The organism is Thiobacillus sp., assembly GCF_013693775.1.
Lineage (GTDB): Bacteria > Pseudomonadota > Gammaproteobacteria > Burkholderiales > Thiobacillaceae > Thiobacillus.
Window position 1 is genome coordinate 3,272,336 of sequence record NZ_CP059257.1, and the last position, 19,210, is coordinate 3,291,545.

Here is a 19,210-nt window from a genome sequence, read left to right on the forward strand (position 1 = left end):
AGAGATACATGAAAACAACGCTGCTCATCCTCGCAACGGCCGCACTGGCCGCCTCGTTCCCGGCGCATGCCGCCGGTGACTACGAGGCCGGCAAGGCCAAATCCACCACCTGCGCAGCCTGCCACGGCCCGGACGGCAACAGCACCGTGACGAGCTTCCCCAGGCTGGCCGGCCAGCACCGCGATTATCTCCTCCAGGCCCTGCACGAATACAAGATCGGCGTGCGCAAGAACCCCATCATGGGCGGTCAGGCGCAAGCCCTGTCCGACAACGACATGCAGGATCTGGCTACGTACTTTTCCGAGCAGAAAGGGCTGACCCTGAAATATTGATTCCAGCCATACGGAAAGGAAAAGGGCTCTGCCACTGGCAGAGCCCTTTTACTGGAAATCCGGAATTCGTCGATGGCTCGCCCCGATTCGCTAGCACCCGAAACTGCCCTCCGGCTGGTATTCGAATGAAACGCAAAGACCTGGTGCGTTCCACTGGAAAACCATGGTTTCCGAAAAGCGGCTGTCCATATGCTATACCTCGTTTACCCGTGCAAACAGTGGAGTCGCTCCCTGAATACGGTCGGCGACCAGGGCAGCTCATCTCTCAACATACGACAGGTCACGTTCCGCAGGCCTTGTAGAAAGAACGGGTTGCATCATTCGAAAAGCGGATTACCCGAAAACAGCCAAGGAGTGACATCATGGAGACACAATGGAAGGTGGCAGGCACGTACTTTGAAGCATGCAATTGTGAGGCCGCCTGTCCGTGCGTGTTCACGAGCCCACCGACCGAAGGCGATTGCAAGGCGCTGATCGGCTGGCACATCGATCAAGGTACGTTCTCGGACACTACACTCGACGGGCTCAATGCCGCACTGTTTGCCTACGCGCCTGGACACATGCTGCAAACCAAATGGAAGGTCGCCCTGTATGTCGATGAACGGGCCGATGCGCAGCAGATGGACGCCCTCACCAAGATATTCTCCGGGCGGCCGGCGGCCATCTTTCAGCACTAACGCCGTTGATCGGCGAAGTCCTCGGGGTCAGGAGCGCCGCTATCGATTACCGCCTCGAAGGCAAGCAACGCAGCCTGACCATTCCGCAAGTGGCACAAATGGAAATCGAGGCGATGCCCGGCCAGGGCGGAGAGGATGTCACGCTCACTCGTATTCCGTTCACACCGGTGCCGGGTTACCCCACGGTGGTGTGTCGATCGAAGCGTCTGAGCTTCCACGATCATGGCTTCGATGTGGAAATTTCCAAGAAAAATGGGTTTTATTCCCCCTTCAGTTACCAGTCCTGACGGACGACACGGAGCCCGTGCCGCAAGTGTCGTAGCAGCCGCCAGCGTTGTCGGGATCACGGCGCTGGCGTGGGCTTATCTCGCCTATCAATCCTGGGCCATGCGCCACATGGACGTGGTGGACATGGCAATGCCCGGTGCACAGGAATGGGGACCGCTTGACCTCGCATTGGTCTTCACGATGTGGGCCGTCATGATGATCGGCATGATGGCGCCATCTGCCAGTCCGGTGCTCCTGTTGTTTACGCGCATCCAGCATGAACGCCACTCCCGAGTCTCAACAGGAGTGGCCAGCGGCCTGTTTCTGCTCGGCTATCTCCTCGCATGGACGGGTTTCAGCGTGGCCGCGACGCTGATTCAATGGGGATTGCACAGTGCCATGCTGATCTCGCCTGCAATGACCGGTACCAATCCCCTGCTGGGCGGAGTGGTGCTGATCGCCGCCGGCATCTACCAGTGGACGCCGGCGAAACACGCCTGTCTCAACCATTGTCGCTCCCCTCTCGGGTACCTCCTGAACGAGTGGCGAGATGGTACGGGAGGCGCGCTAGTCATGGGATGGCGACATGGCCTCTATTGCACCGGCTGCTGCTGGTTGCTGATGCTCGTCCTATTTGTCGTNGGGGTCATGAATCTGCTGTGGATCGCACTCCTGGCCGCTTTCGTGCTGCTGGANAAAAATCTGCCATGGGGGCGATGGGTCAGTCATGCCACGGGTCTGGCCCTGATCGCATGGGGAAGCTGGATGGCGTTTGGAGCATGGGCTGACATCTGAGCGGATGGTTTGAACGACAGTCATGGCCGAGGAGGTCCGGTTACGGCAGTCCCATGGATTCGCTACTGCGCTGTTTCGCTGTCACGATTCCAGAATCATTGCACGGCCAGGACTTGACTGATCCACATACGCCCGAGCTGCGAAGCGCGGCTCATAACGCTGCCAGCGTCTTGATGTGCGCAGCCACGCTGCGTCCCAGGGCACTGAGGTCGTAGCCGCCTTCGAGCACGGACACGATGCGCCGCTCGGCATGGCGCGCGGCCACGCCCATGACCTGCTCGGTGATCCAGACGTAATCCGCTTCCACCAGGCCGAACTGTGCCATGTCGTCCTCGCGATGGCCGTCGAAGCCAGCGGAGAAAAACAGCATCTGCGGGCGGAAGGCTTCCAGTCGCGGCAGGATTCGGGCAGTGAAGGCTTCGCGGTAGGCCGTTCCGGTGGTGCCTGCGGGCAGCGGCACGTTGACGATGTGGTCACTGACGGTGTCGGCGCCGCGGAAGGGATAGTAGGGATGCTGGAAGGTGGAGCAGAGCATCACGCGCGGATCGTCGTGGAAGATATCCTCGGTGCCGTTGCCGTGATGGACGTCGAAATCGACGATGGCGACGCGTTCCAGGCCGTGCTGTTTGAGCGCGTGCGCGGCGGCCACGGCGACGTTGTTGAAGATGCAGAATCCCATGGCCTGGTTGCGGGTGGCGTGGTGGCCGGGCGGACGGGTGGCGACGAAGGCGTTGGCTTCCGCGCCCTGGATCACCCGGTCGACTGCCATCACGGCGCCACCCGCCGCATGGCGCGCGGCCTCCAGGCTGTGCGGGTTCATGCCGGTGTCGGGGTCGAGCATGTGCACGCCTTCGCTGGGCGCGGCGGCTTCGACGGCATCGAGGTAGGCGGCGTCATGCACCCGCAGCAGCTGGCTGCGGTGCACGCACGGGGCTTCGTGATGGGCCAGGAAGTCGAACAGGTGGGCGGCGTGCAGCCGGTCGTCGATGGCGCGCAGGCGTGCGGGACTCTCCGGATGCCAGTCGCCCATGTTGTGCTGTAGGCATGACGGATGGGTGATGTAGGCGGTGTGCATGGCGCAGGCAAGGGAAGAAATAAATCAACTATACGCCCGGCATGATGGCGCGGCAGCAGGGGATGGCCTAGCATAGGCTGATTCCCGATCCGCTCGACAGGCCGCAGCAATCCAGTCTGCCCCAACCATGCCCCGACATTATCTGCANCCCCTGTTCAATGCCCGTTCGGTCGCGGTCTTTGGCGCCAGCGAACGCGAGGATTCGGTTGCCGGCACTCTATTCCGCAACCTGCGCCAAGCCGGCTACAAGGGCGAGGTCTATCCGGTCAACCCGAAGTATGCAACGGTGTTCGGCGAACGCTGCTACGCGTCGGCCGGCGAATTGCCGGCGGTGCCGGAGCTGGCCCTGATCGCCACGCCCGCGTCGACGGTGGTGTCGATCATGCAGGCATGCGGGCAGCATGGGATCCGCCATGCCATCGTCCTGTCCGCCGGATTCCGCGAAGTGGGCGCGCAGGGGATGGCGCTGGAGGACGCCCTGGTGGCGATTGCCCGGCAATACGGTATCCGTTTCATCGGTCCCAACTGCCTGGGGATCCAGCGGCCGTCCATCGGCCTGAATGCCACCTTCAGCCAGGGCGTCACCCAGGCTGGCGACCTTGCGCTGGTGTCGCAGTCCGGCGCGCTGTGCACGGCCATGCTGGACTGGGCGGAGACCAACGGCATCGGCTTTTCCAGCGTGATCTCCACTGGCGCGTCGGCCGATCTGGATTTCGGCGAGATTCTCGACTACCTCGCCGTCGATACGCAGACCAAGGGCATCCTGCTGTATATCGAGGGCATCCGCGATGCGCGCCGTTTCATGAGCGCGCTGCGCGCAACCGCCCGCTTCAAGCCCATCGTCATGGTCAAGGTGGGGCGCCATGCGACGGGCGCCAAGGCGGTGATGTCGCATACCGGCGCCCTGGTGGGATCGGACGCGGTGTTCGATGCCCTGGTGCGGCGTGCCGGTGTGGTGCGGGTCAATACCATCCTGCAGCTGTTCGCCTCCGCGCGGGCATTGTCCACGCATATCCAGCCCACCGGCAACCGGCTTGCCATCGTCACCAACGGCGGCGGGCCCGGCGTCATGGCGACCGATCTTGCGGTGGACATGGGCGTGCGCATGGCCGAGCTGTCGCCGGCGACGATCATGGCCCTCGATGCGGTGTTGCCGTCCAACTGGTCGCAGGCCAACCCGCTCGACATCATCGGCGACGCTACTGCAGCACGCTATCGCGCCGCGGTGGACGCCTGCCTGCGCGATGACAACGTCGATGGCGTGCTGGCGATGCTGACGCCGCAGGCGATGACGCGGCCGACCGAGGCGGCCCAGGCGGTGGTGGACGTGGCGAAGATCTCGAGCAAGCCGGTGCTGACCTGCTGGATGGGTGAGGCGCAGGTGATCGAAGGGCGGCGGCTGTTCAAGCAGGCGGGGATTCCCTATTTCACCACGCCGGAGCCTGCGGTCGAGGTGTTCTCCTTCCTCTCGGCTTTCTACGAGAACCAGCGGCTGTTGATGCAGACGCCGGGGCCGCTGTCGCATCAGGCCGAGCCGGACGTGGAGGGCGCGCGCCTGATCATCGAAAGCGCACTGGCGCATGGCCGCCATCTGCTGAACGAAGTGGAATCGAAAGCGTTGTTGTCGGCGTTCCACATCCCGATCGCGCAGACCCTGATTGCGCGCGATCCCATGGAAGCGATGCTGCTGGCGCAACAGCTGGGCTTTCCGGTGGCGATGAAGATCAACTCGCCGGACATCACCCATAAATCCGATGTCAACGGCGTACGGCTGGGCCTGTCCAGCGGCCAGGCGGTGCGCGCCGCCTTTGGCGAGATGCTGGCCGATGTGCAGCGATTGCGGCCCGACGCCACGCTGGAGGGCATCGTCATCGAACCCATGGTGGCCCGTCCGCATGCGCGCGAAGTCCTGCTGGGCATGACCTCGGACCCGGTGTTGGGTCCGGTGATCGTGTTCGGTGCCGGCGGGGTCGATGTCGAGGCCTTCCAGGACCGCGCCGTGACCTTGCCACCGCTCAACCGCTACCTGGCGCGCGATCTGATCCAACGCACCCGCGTCGCGATGCTGCTGGGCCCGTTCCGCAACCGTCCTCCGATCGACATGGATGCGCTGGAGAACGTGCTGCTGCGCCTGTCCGAAATGGTCTGTGAGCTCCCCTGGCTGGCGGAAATGGACATCAATCCCTTGCTGGTGGACGAGCACGGTGCGCTGGCGCTGGATGCGCGCATCGTCATCGCGCCGCGCGTGCCGACCGCCGACCGCTATGGCCACATGGCGATCCATCCGTATCCGACGCATCTGGTGACGCGCTGGCAATTGCCCAGCGGAAACGACGTGCTGATCCGCCCGATCCGCCCGGAAGATGCCGAACTGACCCANGGGTTCGTGCGCAGCCTGTCCGAGGAGTCCAAGTATTTCCGTTTCATGGATGCGGTACGCGAACTGTCNCCCACCATGCTGGCGCGTCTGACCCAGATCGACTACACGCGCGAAATGGCGCTGCTGGCGTTGACGGAGATCGATGGCAAGGAGGTCGAGCTGGGCGTGGCGCGCTATGCCATCAATCCGGATGCCGAATCCTGCGAATTCGCCCTGGTGGTCGATGACCGCTGGCAGAAACAGGGGATCGGCCACAAGCTCATGGATGTATTGATGGACGTGGCGCGCAGTAAGGGCCTGAAAATGATGGAGGGCGAGGTACTGAAGACCAACCGCCCCATGCTGAAGCTGGTGGAAGCGCTGGGCTTCCATATCGAGGTACACCCCGAGGATGACACGGTGCGGAAGGTCTCACGCGCGCTCTAGCGCGGGCAGACCGGTTCGAGGCAGATGCCTGTCCATAGATGCGGACGGGCAGGGTCAATGGAATACGCTGTGCTGCCGGGTGCAGACCTTGTTGCGTCCCGCTTCCTTGGCGGCATAGAGCGCCTGGTCGGCGATGCTGACCAGTGCGTCGATGTCGCCGGTGACGGATTCGCGTGTGGCTACCCCGATGCTGACGGTGAGCGTTTTTTCCGTATTTCCGATGGTGATCCGCTTGGCGTTCAGATTTGCGCGCAGGCGTTCGGCCGACTGCATCGCGGCGTTGAGATCGGTGTTGGGACAAATGACCAGGAATTCCTCGCCGCCGATGCGGCAGACACTGTCCTCGCGGCGCGCCGAGGCGCGCAGGATGGCTGCGGCTTCGCGCAACACCCGGTCCCCGGCGGCATGGCCGTAGGTGTCGTTGATATGCTTGAAATGATCGATATCGACCACCATCACGGCGATCGGCTGGCCTGAGCGCGAGGCGGCACTCCAGGCCTGTTCGAGCTGGTCCATGGCCGAGCGGCGGTTCGGCAGCCCGGTCAGCAGGTCGGTGAGCGCCGCGTTGGCCAGCCGACGGTTGGCCACTGCCAGTTCGGCCGCGATCTGGCGCAGTTGCGCACGATCCTTTTCCCAGGCGGTTTGCAGATGGATCATGCGCTGTGCGGCACGCAGGCGGGTGTGCAGGCCCTTGGAACTGAGGTTGCTGGGCAGATAGCCGTCGGCATCGGCTTCGTAGGCGCGGTTCAGTTGTTCTTCGCCGTGTTCGTCGGACGTCATCAGAATATGCATGCGTCGGCCTTCGTCGGTGGCCCGCAGCGCCTGGCACAATTCCAGGCCATCGAGCAGGGGTAGCTCGTAATGCGCGATGATGACATGGGGCAGCACTTCCATCGCCAGGGCCAGTGCGGCGTTCCCGTTCTCGGCCGGGTAGACCGTATGCTCGCTGTCCTCGACCAGCAAGGCCATGATGTTGCGCCGGCGGGTGGCATCGCTGTCCGCCACCACGATGCGCAAGGGCATTTCGACATCCGCCGTTTCGCCGTCGTGGGTCTGGCCTTCGGTTTCGTGGTGGCCATGGCAGATCTCGGCAAACGACGGCAGCGCGACAGCCGGTATCTTCAGCAACTCACTCCATTCCCGCCAGTGGTGTATGACTTCGTCGACAAAGCTGCCGGCCGTGTNCGNGGAAATGTCGAGCGCAACGGCCTTCGCCATCCAGTCCTTCAGCAGATCGGGACGTGCGCTGGCATTGATCTGGCCAAGGTCCGCCAGCTGGTGGGACAGGCGCAGCATCAGCACCAGGCTGTTGGCGCGCGAATCATGGGGAAAACCTGGATGATCCGATTCTTCGTAGTGGGTCAGTGGCTCGGTGAAGGTTCTGGGCATGCCCCAGTCGGCCATCATGACGGTACCCATTTCGACATGGTCGGTTTCCAGGCGGGACCGTTCCAGGGCGATGAGCGCTTGCGCGGGGTCGGCCTGCTGTGCCAGCAGGACCGCGTTGTATTCGTCGGGATAGGCTGTCGCGAGCGCCAGCTTCCCTACCTGCGCCAGCAGGCCGCAGACGAACAGTTCATCCGCAGCGGCCACATGCACTCGCGTCCCGAGGGCTTGCATGCACAGCGCCATCAGCAGGGAATGCGACCAGTATCCCTTGTAGTCGAATGCTTCGCAGGCGCCGTCGCGGTACTGGTCGACCAGCGAAAAACCCAAGGCCAGATGGCGCACCGTTGCCATGCCCTGGCGGACGACGGCTTCCTGAATCGAGACCACCGGGCGTGCGACGTGCGAAGCGGTATTGGCCAGTTTGATCAGGCGCCCGGACAAGGCGGGATCGGTTTGCACGACCCGTGCAATTTCACCCAGTGTCGCATTCTCGCGCCTGGATAACTCGAGTATCGCCAGCGCGACCCCGCGAGNGGAGGGCAGCTGGCCGCTGAGTTTCAGTTGTTCAGCCTGTGTCATCATTTATTAGTGGCGAAGCAAACGTAAGTGCCGGCCCGTTGGAGGGCGGCCCCGAATCAAAACGGTCGAGTCAGAACCGGTGCAAGCAGTGGGCTTTTTCCCGGTGGTGTCAGACTGTCAACAGTGATAACGACAGGATTTCGACAAAATGAAGGCCGCTTTCGCGGATTTGATATCGGTGGCTGGCGCCTGCTACACGTTGCCGAGCTTGCGATCCAGGCAGTGCAGGTAGGCCGCCGAATCGAACGCCGTCTGGTGGCGTTGCACCTGCCAGATCATTTCCCNCAGGCAGTCCATGACGTCATGCTGCGCGTCCATGGCGTTGCCATAGCGCTTGAGTAGACGTTGGTAGCGTTCGAGGATGCCGGGCGGCTGGTCGACCGACACCTGCTCGGCGATTGCCAGATGCATGGACAGATGTAGAAAAGGGTTGATCTCGCCGGATTCCGGCAGGTAATCCCGCTCCCGGTAACGATCGGGCTGGTCGAGCAGGGCGTGATATTCGGGATGCGCCAGCACGGCATCGAGCGCCGGCTGCTCCGCGCCCGCCAGCGGCTGGCCGGCCCGGTACTTCGCCCATACATCGAAGAAGAACTGGCGGACCTGATCGCGGCTGGGATTGAACATTACCCAGCCGTGGCGAGCAGTTTGCCCTTGAATTCGCACAGGTCCGCGATGATGCACTCGCCGCATCTCGGCTTGCGGGCCTGGCACACGTAGCGCCCGTGCAGGATCAGCCAGTGGTGGGCGTCGATGCGGAATTCCGCGGGAATCGTCTTGAGAAGCTTCTTTTCCACTTCCAGCACCGTCTTGCCGGGCGCCAGGCCGGTGCGGTTGGCGACGCGGAAGATGTGGGTGTCGACCGCCATTGTGGGCTGGCCGAACGCGGTGTTCAGGATGACGTTGGCGGTCTTGCGTCCCACCCCGGGCAGCGCCTCGAGCGCCGCGCGTTCGGCCGGCACCTGGCTGTCGTGCAGTTCGACCAGCATCCGGCAGGCGGCGATGAGGTGCTTGGCCTTGCTCTTGTAGAGCCCGATGGTCTTGATGTATTCGGTGAGGCCGGCTTCTCCCAGCGCATAGATCGCCTCGGGGGTGTTGGCCACCGGAAACAGCCTGCGCGTCGCCAGGTTCACGCCCTTGTCGGTCGCCTGCGCCGACAGCACCACGGCCACCAGCAGCTCGAACGGCGTCCTGTATTCGAGCTCGGTGGTGGGATNGGGATTGGCCGCGCGCAGGCGGCTGAAGATTTCGTGGCGCTTGCCTGGATTCATCGGTTCGGGATCACTGTTCGTCCAGGCGCTTTTTCAGCGCCCGCTTCTCGGCCTGCCGTTTGGCGCGCGCCGTTTTCATGTTCGCCGGCCTTGCGGGCAATGGCCAGCGCAACAAACGGGTTGCGCGGCTTGGGACACGCCTTTTCAGCGGCGGCTTCATGCCGCCATCGGCACGGCGGCACGGACGCGCTGGACGGCACGTGCCTTGTTCCAGTTGTTGGCCGCGATCAGCAGTCCCAGCGCGATGAAGGCGCCGGNGGGCAGGATCGCCAGCAGAAAACCCTGATAGTGGGGCAGAATATGCAGCACCCATCCCTTGGCAGCCTGACCGAACACCATGTCGATGCCGGAGAGCAGCGTACCCTTGCCGGCGAGCTCGCGAATCGCACCCAGCACGATCAGCACCAGCGTGAGGCCCAGGCCCATGGAAATGGCGTCGACCACGCTGTGCAGCGGGTGATTCTTGGCGGCAAACGCGTCAGCACGTGCCAGCACAATGCAGTTGGTGGTGATGAGCGGAATGAAAATCCCCAGCACCAGATAAAGCGGATGCACGAAGGCGTTCATCGCCAGGTCGATCACCGTGACCAGCGCCGCGATGATGAGGACGAACACCGGGATGCGGATTTCATTCGGTACGAAATGGCGGACGCTCGACACCGCGCCGCTGGATGCCGCCATCACCATCGTCGTAGCCAGTCCCAGCGACAGTGCATTGACCACGTTGTTGCTGATCGCCAGCAGCGGGCACAGCCCGAGCAGTTGCACCAGCCCGGTGTTCTGTTTGATAAGCCCGTTGTGGAACAGGCTGCGGAATTCGCTCATCGTCATCATGCCTTCTTCTCCTTGGCAGGGGGCGCCGCGACGAATGCGGCGCGGTGCCGCGCAAAATAATCGAGCGCGCTCTTGACGGCCTTGACCACCGCGCGCGGGGTGATGGTGGCGCCGACGCGCGCATCAAACGCGCCGCCGTCCTTGGCGACTTTCCAGCGCTTGGACTCGGGATCGGTCAGCGACTTACCTGAAAACTGGTCGATCCAGGCGCTTTTGGCGCGGTCGATGTAGTCGCCGAGGCCGGGCGTCTCATGGTGAGCCGTGACCCGTACGCCAGTCACCTTGCCGTCGATGTCGATGCCGATCAGCAGGGCGATATCGCCAGCATAGCCGTCCGGCGCGATGGCTTCCAGTACCACGGCGGTGACCTGGCTGCCGCGGCGGGCGATCCATAGGGCGGAAGGCTGGCGCGTGCCCANGAGATCGTCCGGCTGCAGATCCTGGCGGCTGGCCAGCAGGTCGTTGTCGTAGGACGAAGCGGGCAGCACCTGGTTGATGAGTGCGAGTTTCTCGGCCTGCTGGCTGCGGGTGATGACGGGTTCGGTCTGGTCGTGGGTGAATGCCAGCATGGCCGTCCCGACGAGCGCGAACAGAAACAGGACCGTCCCGGTCCGCAACGCATTGCGCGTGGCGACCGTCATGCTCACGTGCGCGGCTCCTTGTCGGCACCGCCATAGATGCGCGGTTGGGTGTACTGGTCGATCAGGGGCACGCACAGGTTCATCAGCAGGATGGCGAAGGCCACGCCGTCCGGGAAACCGCCCCAGGTACGGATGGCCATGGTGAAACCNNCGGCGCCCAGGCCGAAGACCAGCTTGCCGCGCGGCGTGGTCGCGCCCGACACCGGGTCGGTGGCGATGAAGAAGGCGCCCAGCATGACCGACGGCGCAAACAGGTGAAACCAGGGTGGGCCGAAGCGGCCGGCGTCGAAGAAGTTCAGGAAGCCGGCCGTGAGCCAGATGCCGGCCAGAAAGGCCAGCGGTACTTGCCAGCTGATGATGCGCAGAGCCCACAACAGCAGCCCGCCCAGCAGGAATGCACCCGCCAGCCATTCGAAGCCGACGCCGCCATAATGGCCGAAAATCGGATGCGTCATCACTTCGTCGACCGTCAGTTGCTGCAGCAGCCCGGTCCGCAGCGCGTCCAGCGGCGTGGCCATGGTGACGGCGTCCAGCGTGGTCCNGGGTACGTCGCCGCCGAAAATGACCGTTGCGCTTTGCGCCAGCGTGAGGTGCACCGACGTCAACTCGTTCGGTCCGGCCCAATGCGTCATCTGCACCGGGAAGGACACGATCAGCACGGCGTAGCCGACCATGGCCGGGTTGAAGATGTTCTGGCCCAGCCCGCCATACAGGTGCTTGGCCACCACGATGGCGAACAAGGTGCCGGTGATGATCAGCCACCATGGCGCCAGCGAAGGCAGCGACAGCGCCAGCAGCCAGGCGGTGACGATGGCGCTCAAATCGGCGAGGAAGGGTTTGACTGCATAGCCGCGCGCCTTCAGCATCGCTGCTTCGGCAGCCAGCGCCGTGAGGGTGGCGAGCGACAGCGTGACGAGGATGCCCGGCCCGAACAGCCAGACGTAGGTTGCGATGCCGGGCAGCAGGGCCGCCAGCACCCAGGCCATGACCTGGGTGACGCTGGTGCGGTCAAGAATGAATGGAGAGGCCATCAGGGTTTCTTCTCTTCGGATTCCAGCGGCTTGCGCGCCAGTTCGCGGATTTTAGTCCGACGGGCCTCGATCTCCTCGATCTGATGCAGCTGCTCGGGAGTCAGTTGATCGACGTTCTTTGGCGCGGCGTCGGATTNTTTCGCCTGCGCGCGCGCCAGCGCAGCGGCAATCAAGGCTTTCTTGGCGTCGGCATCGCTGACCGCGGCGCCTTCGGCAGCAGGGGCGGCTGCGAGTTCGGCGCGCTGTGCCTGATCCAGCGCGGCTTGCGCGCGCGCGGCCTGGGCCTTGGCAGCGAGCTTCTCGGCCTTTTCCTTTTTCTCGCGTTCCTGCCGGAATTGCCGGAATTCGTGGCGCTCGCGTGCCAGGTCGGCAGCGCGCTTATCCTTCTCGCGCGCCCAGATCTCGCCCTTGGCGTAACGATAGAAATCGACCAGCGGAATATGGCTGGGGCAGACGTAGCTGCAGCAGCCGCATTCGATGCAGTCGAACAGGTGGTATTCCTGCGCACGGCCGAAGTCGCCCGCTTTGGCGAAGCGGAACAGTTCCTGGGGCTGCAACTCGGCCGGGCAGGCATCGGCGCAGCGGGTGCAGCGGATGCATGGCAGGGCTTTGGGCAGGGGCGGGAACAGTTCCTTTGATTTCACCAGGATGCAGTTGGTGGCCTTGACCACCGGCACGTCGAGGTTCGGTACTGGCACGCCCATCATCGGCCCGCCCATCAGTACGCCAGTGGTGCCGTCGCGGTCGCCTGCCAGGGTGATCAGCGTGTGCATCGGGGTGCCGATCAGGACCTCGAAGTTCTGCGGGCGCAGCACGTGGCCGGTGACGGTGACCAGGCGCGAGATCAGCGGTTCGCCATGGTGTATCGCACGCGCCAGCGCATAGCTGGTGCCGACGTTGAAGACCTGGATGCCGATGTCGGTGGAGAGCTTGCCGGACGGGACCTGCTTACCGGTCAGTGTCTCGATCATTTGCTTGGCGCCGCCGCCCGNGTAGCGCGCCGGCACCTTCACCACTTCCACCGCGAAATCCAGCTTCGCGGCAGCGGAGCGCATTGAATCCAGCGCCTCGGGCTTGTTGTCCTCGATACCGACGAGGATTTCGGTGCTGCCCAGCAGATGGCGCATGATCGCCACGCCCTGCAGGATCTCGTCGGCGTGGTGGCGCATCAGCATGTCGTCGCAGGTGATCCACGGCTCGCATTCGCCACCGTTGATGATGAGCGTCGGGCAGGCATGGGACGCGCCGGGGTCGAGCTTGACCGCGCTGGGGAAGACCGCGCCGCCGAGACCGGCCAATCCCAGGTCGCGCAGTTGCATGCGCAGTTGGGAGGGTTCCATCGCCTGGTAGTCGAGCGGAGCATGCGCCACCCATTCGTCGCGGCCGTCGGTTTCGATCGTGATACACAGGTCGGGCAGGCCGGAGATGTGCGGGACCGGTTGCAGGTCGATGGCCACGACCGTGCCCGAACTGGAAGCATGGACGGCCGTCGAGATATAGCCGTCGGCGGTTGCGATCATCTGGCCCTTCAGGACCCGCTCGCCGACCTCGACCACCGGCTTGGCCGGATTGCCGATGTGCTGGCGCAAGGGGATGACCAGTTTCTTCGGCAGCGGCGCGGCATGGATCGGGCGCGACGTGGATTCCGCCTTGTGTTCGGGAGGATGTACGCCGCCCTTGAACTTGAACAGTTCGCGGCTCATACGCCCTCCGTTTCGGCAATCTTCTTCATCATCACCACCGGATGCTTCCATTTCCAGTGGGGCAGGTCTTCGGCGATCGGCACCATCGAGATGCAGTCGACCGGGCAGGGCGGCAGGCACAGTTCGCAGCCGGTGCATTCGGCCGCGATGATGGTGTGCATCTGTTTGGCCGCACCGGAAATGGCGTCGACCGGGCAGGCCTGGATGCACAGGGTGCAGCCGATACAGGTCTGTTCGTCGATGAAGGCGACCGACTTCGGCTTGGGCGTGCCATGGGCCTCGTCGAGCGGCTTGGGTTCCACGCCCAGCAGTTCGGCGAGCTTCTTGACGCCTTCCTCGCCGCCTGGCGGGCATTGGTTGATGTCGGCCTCGCCCTTGGCGATCGCCTCGGCATAGGGGCGGCAGCCAGGGAACCCGCACTGGCCGCACTGCGTCTGCGGCAGGATGGCGTCGATCTTTTCCGCCAGCGGGTTGCCTTCCACCTTGAAGCGGATGGCCGACCAGCCGAGCACCAAGCCGATCGCCACGGCCAGGAGGGCCATCACCCCGATTGCGGCCAGCATTATTTGACCAGGCCCGAGAAACCCATGAAAGCAAGCGACATCAGCCCCGCGGTGATCATCGCGATACTGGTGCCCTTGAACGGGGAAGGAACGTCGCAGGTCTCGAGCCGCTCGCGGATGCCGGCAAACAGGATCAGCACCAGGGTGAAGCCGATCGCGCCGCCGGCGCCGAAGAACAGCGATTCGACGAAATTGTGCTGTGCCTGCACGTTGAGCAGGGGAATGCCCAGCACGGCGCAGTTGGTGGTGATCAGCGGCAGGTAGATGCCCAGCACCTGGTACAGCACCGGGCTGCTCTTGTGGATGAACATCTCGGTAAATTGAACGATGCCGGCGATCACGACGATGAACGAGAGCGTGCGCAGATAGAACAACTCGGGGCCGAGCAGGTATTCGTTGACCAGGTAGCTGGCACCGGAGGCCAGCGTCAGCACGAAGGTCGTCGCCAGTCCCATGCCGATCGCCGTTTCCAGTTTCTTCGAGACGCCCATGAAGGGGCACAGGCCGAGAATCTTGGCCATCACGATGTTGTTCACGAACACCGTGGAAATGAGAATGAGGATGTAGGTTTCCAAAGCAGGCAGCCCGACGCAATGCCGCATTATCCGCCGCGGAAGGCGGGGATTCAAGCCTGGGATGGCAGATTGTGCGGGAGGGGTACAAACCGTTGGCCGTCCATGCGACGCAGTCGCCGGGCGCGACCCGACCCGCCCGGGCGTTTCGTGCCCCAGACGGGTCGGGCCGTGCCTGTCGCGGACAGGCTTTCGCATCGGCCGGGTCAGGGTTTGGACGCCTGTGCCACGCCGGTGCTGCGCGGCGCAAGCTGGACGCGTTTGCCGCCCCTCAGCAACCGCACCGCAAACAGGGTCAGGAAGAGCACGCCAATCGAGAACACGACGTCACCCGGTACGCGCAGCCAGACGAAGGCTTCCATCAGCGTCGAATGCACCACTTCCGGGGAGCGGGCAAACCAGACACCGTGGCTGACGCTGGCCCATGCCTGGTAGAGGCCGGCCGGTACCAGCGACATGAACACCATCATGGCGAGGCCGATGTTCAGCGACCAGAACATGGGTTTCAGCAGGGCGTCCGACCAGGCGTGGCGATCGCTCAGACCGCGCAGGCAGAACAGCAGCAGGCCGATCCCCAGCATGCCATACACGCCGAACAGGGCGGCGTGGCCGTGGGCGGCCGTCATGTTCATGCCCTGCATGTAGTACAGCGCGATGGGCGTGTTGATGGAAAACCCCAGCAAGCCGGCGCCGACCACGTTCCAGAAACCCACCGCAATGAAGCTGAGGATCGCCCATTTGTACGACTGGACCCAGGGGGCGGATTGCGAACGCTGGTAGTTACGGTAGGCCTCCGTCCCGATCATGGCGAGTGGGACCACTTCCAGCGCCGAGAACATGGCGCCGATGGCGATCACGTGGGTCGGCGTGCCGGTGAAATACAAGTGGTGCAGCGTGCCGAGGATGCCGCCGAACAGGAACACGATGGTCTCCAGCACGATCGCGCTGTTGGCGGTCGCGGCGCGGATCAGGCCAAGGCGCGTGAACAGCAGGGCGATGACGGCGGTGGCGAAGACCTCGAAGAAGCCCTCGACCCACAGGTGGACCAGCCACCAGCGCCAGTACTCGATCATCGAATAATGGGTGTGCGGGCCCCAGGTCAGCGAAGTGGCATAGAAACCGCCGATGCACAGCGCGGCCAGGAACACCATCGCGATCAGGCCGCGGCTTTCGGACGGTTTCCTCAGGGCGGGCCAGAGACCGCGACCGAGCAGGGTCGCCCAGAACAGCAGGCCGATGAACAGCAGGATCTGCCACACCCGGCCCATGCTGGTGAATTCCAGTCCCTGGTTGCCGATCCAGAAACTGAAGCTGGTGCCGAGGTGTTGCAGCGATCCGAGCCAGCCCGTGACGGTGGAGCCGACCACGATGAACAGGAGGGCATAGAAGAGCACGTCCACGCCCAGTTTCTGGAACCGTGGTTCATGCCCGGAGATGGCGGGGGCGATATACAGACCGGTGGCCAGCCAGGCAGTGGCGATCCACAGGACCGCAAACTGGGTATGGATGGTGCGGCTGACCGTGAAAGGCAGGATCTCGCCCAGCGGGATGCCGAAGAAGCTGTTGCCTTCCACCGCGTAGTGCGCGGTGAGGATGCCCATGCCCACCTGCGCCAGGATGAGGCCGATCACCACGAAGAAATACTTCTTGGTGGCTTTCATCGAGGGCGTGGGCTTGAGGTCGAACAGCGGGTCGGACTTGGGCGGGACCGGGTCGTCTTCTTCCTTGTGGCGGCCATGGAAGAAAATCATGCCGGCGATGGCCGCAATCATGAGGATCACGCTGGCGATCGACCAGATGCCGATGGTCGCGGTGGGCGTATTGCCGACCAGCGGCTCGTGCGGCCAGTTGCTGGTATAGCTCAGGTCGGTTTCGCCGGGCCGGTCGGTGGTGGCGGCCCAGGCGGTCCAGAAGAAGAAGGCGGTCAATGCCTGGCGGTCGGCCTGGTCGGGTATCGAGTCGGTCGCCATGGCGTATTGGGTACGCAGGGTGTCGAGCGTGCTCTCATGGCCGAACAGGCCGCGATAGTGCGATACCACCTGGCGTATTGCGGCAGCCCGGTCGTCGGACACCGTGAGCGTGGCGTTGGCACTGCTGTATGCGTTGTGCCGCATTTCAACTTTCAGCAGGCTGTTCACCTGGCCCTGCTGCCCCACGTTCAATTGCGCGAAGGGCAACCCGTAATCCCGCTGCGCCCATATTTCGCGCAGCGCCAGCGCTTCGCGATGCAGCCAGTCGGCCGACCAGTCGGGGGCGAGGTAACTGCCGTGGCCCCAGACGGTGCCCATCTGCTGGCCTCCGGCCGATAGCCAGGCCTGCTGGCCCTGCTGAATCTGGTCGGCGGTGAAGATCAGGTTGCCGCTGGCGCTGACGACCTNTTGAGGGATGGGTGGGGCCTTGAGGTAGATTTCCGTGCCGACCCAGCCGAGGGCGGCGAAGGACGCGACACAGATGATGGCCAGCCAGGTCCAGAGCTTGCGTGTGGCATTCATGGCGAATTTCCTTTCTGAGCGAAGGGGCTACAAGAAAACGGGTTATTAAGATGTATATTACATACATGATTAAAGTATGCAAATAAAAATATCTTCAGATCGATTTGTTATGATGTATTCATGCAACACTGGGCGCGTGGCCGGCCGCCAGGTTGCAAACACATGTAATTAAGTACGTGTTTACTGCGGATGAGCTGGTCGATAGCGGGTTGACCTATTACAGGATGCTGCTGCCATGAGACTGACTGTCTACACCGACTATGCGCTGCGTACGCTGATGTATCTCGCCAGTCACCGCGACAGGCTGGTGACGATTTCCGAGATTGCGGACGTACACGGGATTTCGAAAAACCATCTGATGAAGGTGGTGTACCAACTGGGACTGACCGGCATGGTCGAGACGGTGCGCGGCCGTAATGGAGGCTTGCGTTTGAATCGCGAACCGGCCGATATCAACATCGGGGAGGTGGTGCGCAATACCGAAACCGATTTCAACATGGCCGAGTGCTTCGACCCATCCGGCAACCAATGCCTGTATTCACCCGCGTGCGCGCTCAAAGACGTGTTGCAATCGGCGACGGCAGCCTATCTGTCCAAGCTGGACAAGGTGACGCTGGCGACATTGACCAAGCGCCGGCCTGCCGATAAGAAAACGCGGGCTACGATACGTGTGTATCCGCGGATAAAAAAGAAAAAAGATCGACTGACAGGCCCGCTATTCTCGTGCGGTCCCTGCACGAAAATAGCGGGCCGGGTTTCATTGGTACGTAGATGGATTCTGCCGGCATGGGCAGGTGCCATGTCCTGGGTGATCGCCTTGGTTCCCAGGGTGTTGCACGCCACCGGTTTAAAACGACGGCCCCTGGTGGTTGGAATTAACCATGGCCAATCGGGTTTTAAAAATTCAAGAATCCGGGCTCAATAAATTAACTTGATTGTAATAACAACAACAATAAACAAAAAAATGCCAAGAAGGAGTGAGGACCGGCCTGGCGTCACGCTGCAATTTCCACGGCACTCGATACGTCTTCTTCTTCCCTCTCGCCCCATCGGGGCTGCCCCGCGTGTCTGCCGACGACCGGCAATCGGCACAGGGATTTGCCTTTGCAATGCTGGATCGGCGTCATGCCAAAAACGAAGGAGGAGATAAATGGAGAGAAGAGGATTCCTGAAGGCCGGGACGGCCGGGTTTGCCAGTCTGGTGTCGGGGGCGGGTTTGTTGACGTGGGCGCCACGTTCCGAGGCGGCAACCATCAGCAAGACGCTGTATATCACCGCCGGCACGCATACCATGCCGGATGGCGTCTCGGTCTACATCAAGGGATTCAGCGATTCGTCCGCCGACCTCAATGTGCCGGCCACGCCGATCGTCTGCCAGGAAGGCGATACGCTGGAAATCACCATCATCAACCGCCTCGCCGTCACGCACAACTTCGTCATAGGCGGCCTCAAGGCGGGCGACCCTCCTCTGGTCAGCAGCGGCGACATTGCCGGCGGCGGCAGCAAGACCATCACCTACACCATCCCGACCGGCAAGGCGGGTTCCTATCTGTTCTACGACAACAAGACCAGTTACAACGTGTTCCTCGGCCTTCATGGCGGACTGGCGATCATGCCGGCAGGGAGCAGCAACCAGCTTTATTCAGGCAGTCCGACATTCGTGAAACAGCTGTTCTGGGTTTTCAACGATATCGATCCGGCCCTCAACAGCGCGGTGCAACACGGCACCACGGTTCCCACCAGTTTCACCCCGCGCTATTTCACCATCAATGGCCAGACTTCCCTGCCTCCCGGGGCCGTCGGATTCGATGATCCAAGCCGGGATGCGATGGCCAATCCCGAGACTCAACTCGCCGGCAGTGTGGGAGATCGCACCTTGATCCGCATGTTGAATGCGGGGATGTGCTCCCACGCCGTCCATACCCATGCCAACCATATGGAATGGCTGACCGACCGTGGAACGGTACGCGGTTCGGTCTGGAAGAAGGACGTGCTGTATCTGCGCAATCAGCTCGGCAAGATCGACGCCATCTATCCATTCGAAGCACCGCCTGATGCCTATCCTCCCGTGACGACCGGTCACTTCCCCATGCACCTGCATGACGAGATGTCGCAGACGGCGGGCGGGGGCATGTACCTGTTCGGCGCAATGACCGACATCGTATTCAAATAAAAACTCAGGA

17 protein-coding genes and 1 pseudogene are annotated in these 19,210 nt (G+C 62.9%); 6 read left to right on the forward strand and 12 right to left on the reverse strand.

What is annotated here, in order from left to right; translation table 11 throughout:
* Window positions 1-8: 8 nt before the first annotated feature.
* The 3 genes and pseudogenes from HZY77_RS16195 to HZY77_RS16205 all read left to right on the forward strand — a co-directional run bounded on the left by HZY77_RS16195 (window position 9) and on the right by HZY77_RS16205 (window position 2,071).
* On the forward strand, window positions 9-332 hold the full coding sequence (locus HZY77_RS16195; protein WP_296817021.1) for a cytochrome c: 324 nt from the start codon (window positions 9-11) through the stop codon (window positions 330-332).
* Between the two features lie 362 nt (window positions 333-694).
* Window positions 695-1,296, forward strand: a pseudogene (locus HZY77_RS16200) (DUF1326 domain-containing protein).
* A gap of 109 nt (window positions 1,297-1,405) precedes the next feature.
* Window positions 1,406-2,071: a DUF2182 domain-containing protein gene (locus tag HZY77_RS16205; protein WP_296817025.1), complete on the forward strand. Its 666-nt coding sequence runs from the start codon at window positions 1,406-1,408 to the stop codon at window positions 2,069-2,071.
* Between the two features lie 151 nt (window positions 2,072-2,222).
* Here HZY77_RS16205 and HZY77_RS16210 read toward each other — a convergent pair whose 3' ends face one another.
* Window positions 2,223-3,146, reverse strand: coding sequence for a histone deacetylase family protein (locus tag HZY77_RS16210; RefSeq protein ID WP_296817028.1), 924 nt, complete (start codon window positions 3,144-3,146; stop codon window positions 2,223-2,225).
* A gap of 127 nt (window positions 3,147-3,273) precedes the next feature.
* On the opposite strand from HZY77_RS16210, the gene HZY77_RS16215 reads away from it, so the two are divergent.
* Window positions 3,274-5,952: a bifunctional acetate--CoA ligase family protein/GNAT family N-acetyltransferase gene (locus HZY77_RS16215; protein WP_296817031.1), complete on the forward strand. Its 2,679-nt coding sequence runs from the start codon at window positions 3,274-3,276 to the stop codon at window positions 5,950-5,952.
* Window positions 5,953-6,006: 54 nt separating this feature from the next.
* Here HZY77_RS16215 and HZY77_RS16220 read toward each other — a convergent pair whose 3' ends face one another.
* The 11 genes from HZY77_RS16220 to HZY77_RS16270 all read right to left on the reverse strand — a co-directional run bounded on the left by HZY77_RS16220 (window position 6,007) and on the right by HZY77_RS16270 (window position 17,027).
* On the reverse strand, window positions 6,007-7,923 hold the full coding sequence (locus tag HZY77_RS16220) for a diguanylate cyclase (protein ID WP_296817035.1): 1,917 nt from the start codon (window positions 7,921-7,923) through the stop codon (window positions 6,007-6,009).
* A 189-nt stretch (window positions 7,924-8,112) separates the two neighbouring features.
* Window positions 8,113-8,547 (reverse strand): DUF1841 family protein, encoded by a 435-nt coding sequence (locus tag HZY77_RS16225; RefSeq protein WP_296817039.1) that lies wholly within the window; start codon window positions 8,545-8,547, stop codon window positions 8,113-8,115.
* Window positions 8,547-9,191: an endonuclease III gene (gene nth / locus HZY77_RS16230; protein ID WP_296817042.1), complete on the reverse strand. Its 645-nt coding sequence runs from the start codon at window positions 9,189-9,191 to the stop codon at window positions 8,547-8,549. The genes HZY77_RS16225 and nth overlap by 1 nt, the downstream gene beginning before the upstream one ends.
* A 10-nt stretch (window positions 9,192-9,201) precedes the next feature.
* The gene (locus HZY77_RS16235; RefSeq protein WP_296817045.1) at window positions 9,202-9,351 is read right to left on the reverse strand and encodes a hypothetical protein; all 150 of its coding nucleotides are present in this window, start codon (window positions 9,349-9,351) and stop codon (window positions 9,202-9,204) included.
* On the reverse strand, window positions 9,348-10,025 hold the full coding sequence (locus HZY77_RS16240) for an electron transport complex subunit E (RefSeq protein ID WP_296817048.1): 678 nt from the start codon (window positions 10,023-10,025) through the stop codon (window positions 9,348-9,350). The genes HZY77_RS16235 and HZY77_RS16240 overlap by 4 nt, the downstream gene beginning before the upstream one ends.
* Window positions 10,022-10,666 carry an electron transport complex subunit RsxG gene (gene rsxG, locus HZY77_RS16245; RefSeq protein ID WP_363154661.1) on the reverse strand — a complete coding sequence of 215 codons (645 nt, stop codon included), beginning with the start codon at window positions 10,664-10,666 and terminating at the stop codon, window positions 10,022-10,024. Before rsxG ends, HZY77_RS16240 begins: the two co-directional genes overlap by 4 nt.
* A 2-nt stretch (window positions 10,667-10,668) precedes the next feature.
* Complete coding sequence (locus HZY77_RS16250; protein ID WP_296817054.1) at window positions 10,669-11,697, reverse strand: RnfABCDGE type electron transport complex subunit D; 1,029 nt, start codon at window positions 11,695-11,697, stop codon at window positions 10,669-10,671.
* Complete coding sequence (rsxC, locus tag HZY77_RS16255) at window positions 11,697-13,400, reverse strand: electron transport complex subunit RsxC (protein ID WP_296817058.1); 1,704 nt, start codon at window positions 13,398-13,400, stop codon at window positions 11,697-11,699. The genes HZY77_RS16250 and rsxC overlap by 1 nt, the downstream gene beginning before the upstream one ends.
* Entirely contained in the window at window positions 13,397-13,963 is a 567-nt protein-coding gene (rsxB, locus tag HZY77_RS16260) for an electron transport complex subunit RsxB (protein ID WP_296817061.1), read from the reverse strand. Before rsxB ends, rsxC begins: the two co-directional genes overlap by 4 nt.
* Window positions 13,963-14,538, reverse strand: a complete 576-nt coding sequence (gene rsxA / locus HZY77_RS16265; protein WP_296656250.1) for an electron transport complex subunit RsxA — start codon at window positions 14,536-14,538, stop codon at window positions 13,963-13,965. The genes rsxB and rsxA overlap by 1 nt, the downstream gene beginning before the upstream one ends.
* 203 nt (window positions 14,539-14,741) lie before the next feature.
* On the reverse strand, window positions 14,742-17,027 hold the full coding sequence (locus HZY77_RS16270) for a nitric-oxide reductase large subunit (RefSeq protein WP_296817064.1): 2,286 nt from the start codon (window positions 17,025-17,027) through the stop codon (window positions 14,742-14,744).
* A gap of 235 nt (window positions 17,028-17,262) precedes the next feature.
* Between HZY77_RS16270 and HZY77_RS16275 the strand changes: the two genes are divergently transcribed.
* Both HZY77_RS16275 and HZY77_RS16280 read left to right on the forward strand, forming a co-directional pair.
* A complete protein-coding gene (locus tag HZY77_RS16275) occupies window positions 17,263-17,952 on the forward strand; it encodes an Rrf2 family transcriptional regulator (protein WP_296817066.1) in 690 nt (229 codons plus the stop codon).
* Window positions 17,953-18,177: 225 nt separating this feature from the next.
* Window positions 18,178-19,200 carry a multicopper oxidase domain-containing protein gene (locus tag HZY77_RS16280; RefSeq protein WP_296817069.1) on the forward strand — a complete coding sequence of 341 codons (1,023 nt, stop codon included), beginning with the start codon at window positions 18,178-18,180 and terminating at the stop codon, window positions 19,198-19,200.
* The last annotated feature ends 10 nt before the right edge of the window (window positions 19,201-19,210 follow it).

Coding starts and splice junctions, on each gene's coding strand:
- HZY77_RS16195 (WP_296817021.1), top strand. CDS start 9: ATGAAAACAACGCTGCTCATCCTCGCAACGGCCGCACTGGCCGCCTCG.
- HZY77_RS16210 (WP_296817028.1), bottom strand. CDS start 3,146: ATGCACACCGCCTACATCACCCATCCGTCATGCCTACAGCACAACATG.
- HZY77_RS16235 (WP_296817045.1), bottom strand. CDS start 9,351: ATGAAGCCGCCGCTGAAAAGGCGTGTCCCAAGCCGCGCAACCCGTTTG.
- rsxB (WP_296817061.1), bottom strand. CDS start 13,963: ATGCTGGCCGCAATCGGGGTGATGGCCCTCCTGGCCGTGGCGATCGGC.
- HZY77_RS16275 (WP_296817066.1), top strand. CDS start 17,263: ATGAGACTGACTGTCTACACCGACTATGCGCTGCGTACGCTGATGTAT.
- HZY77_RS16280 (WP_296817069.1), top strand. CDS start 18,178: ATGGAGAGAAGAGGATTCCTGAAGGCCGGGACGGCCGGGTTTGCCAGT.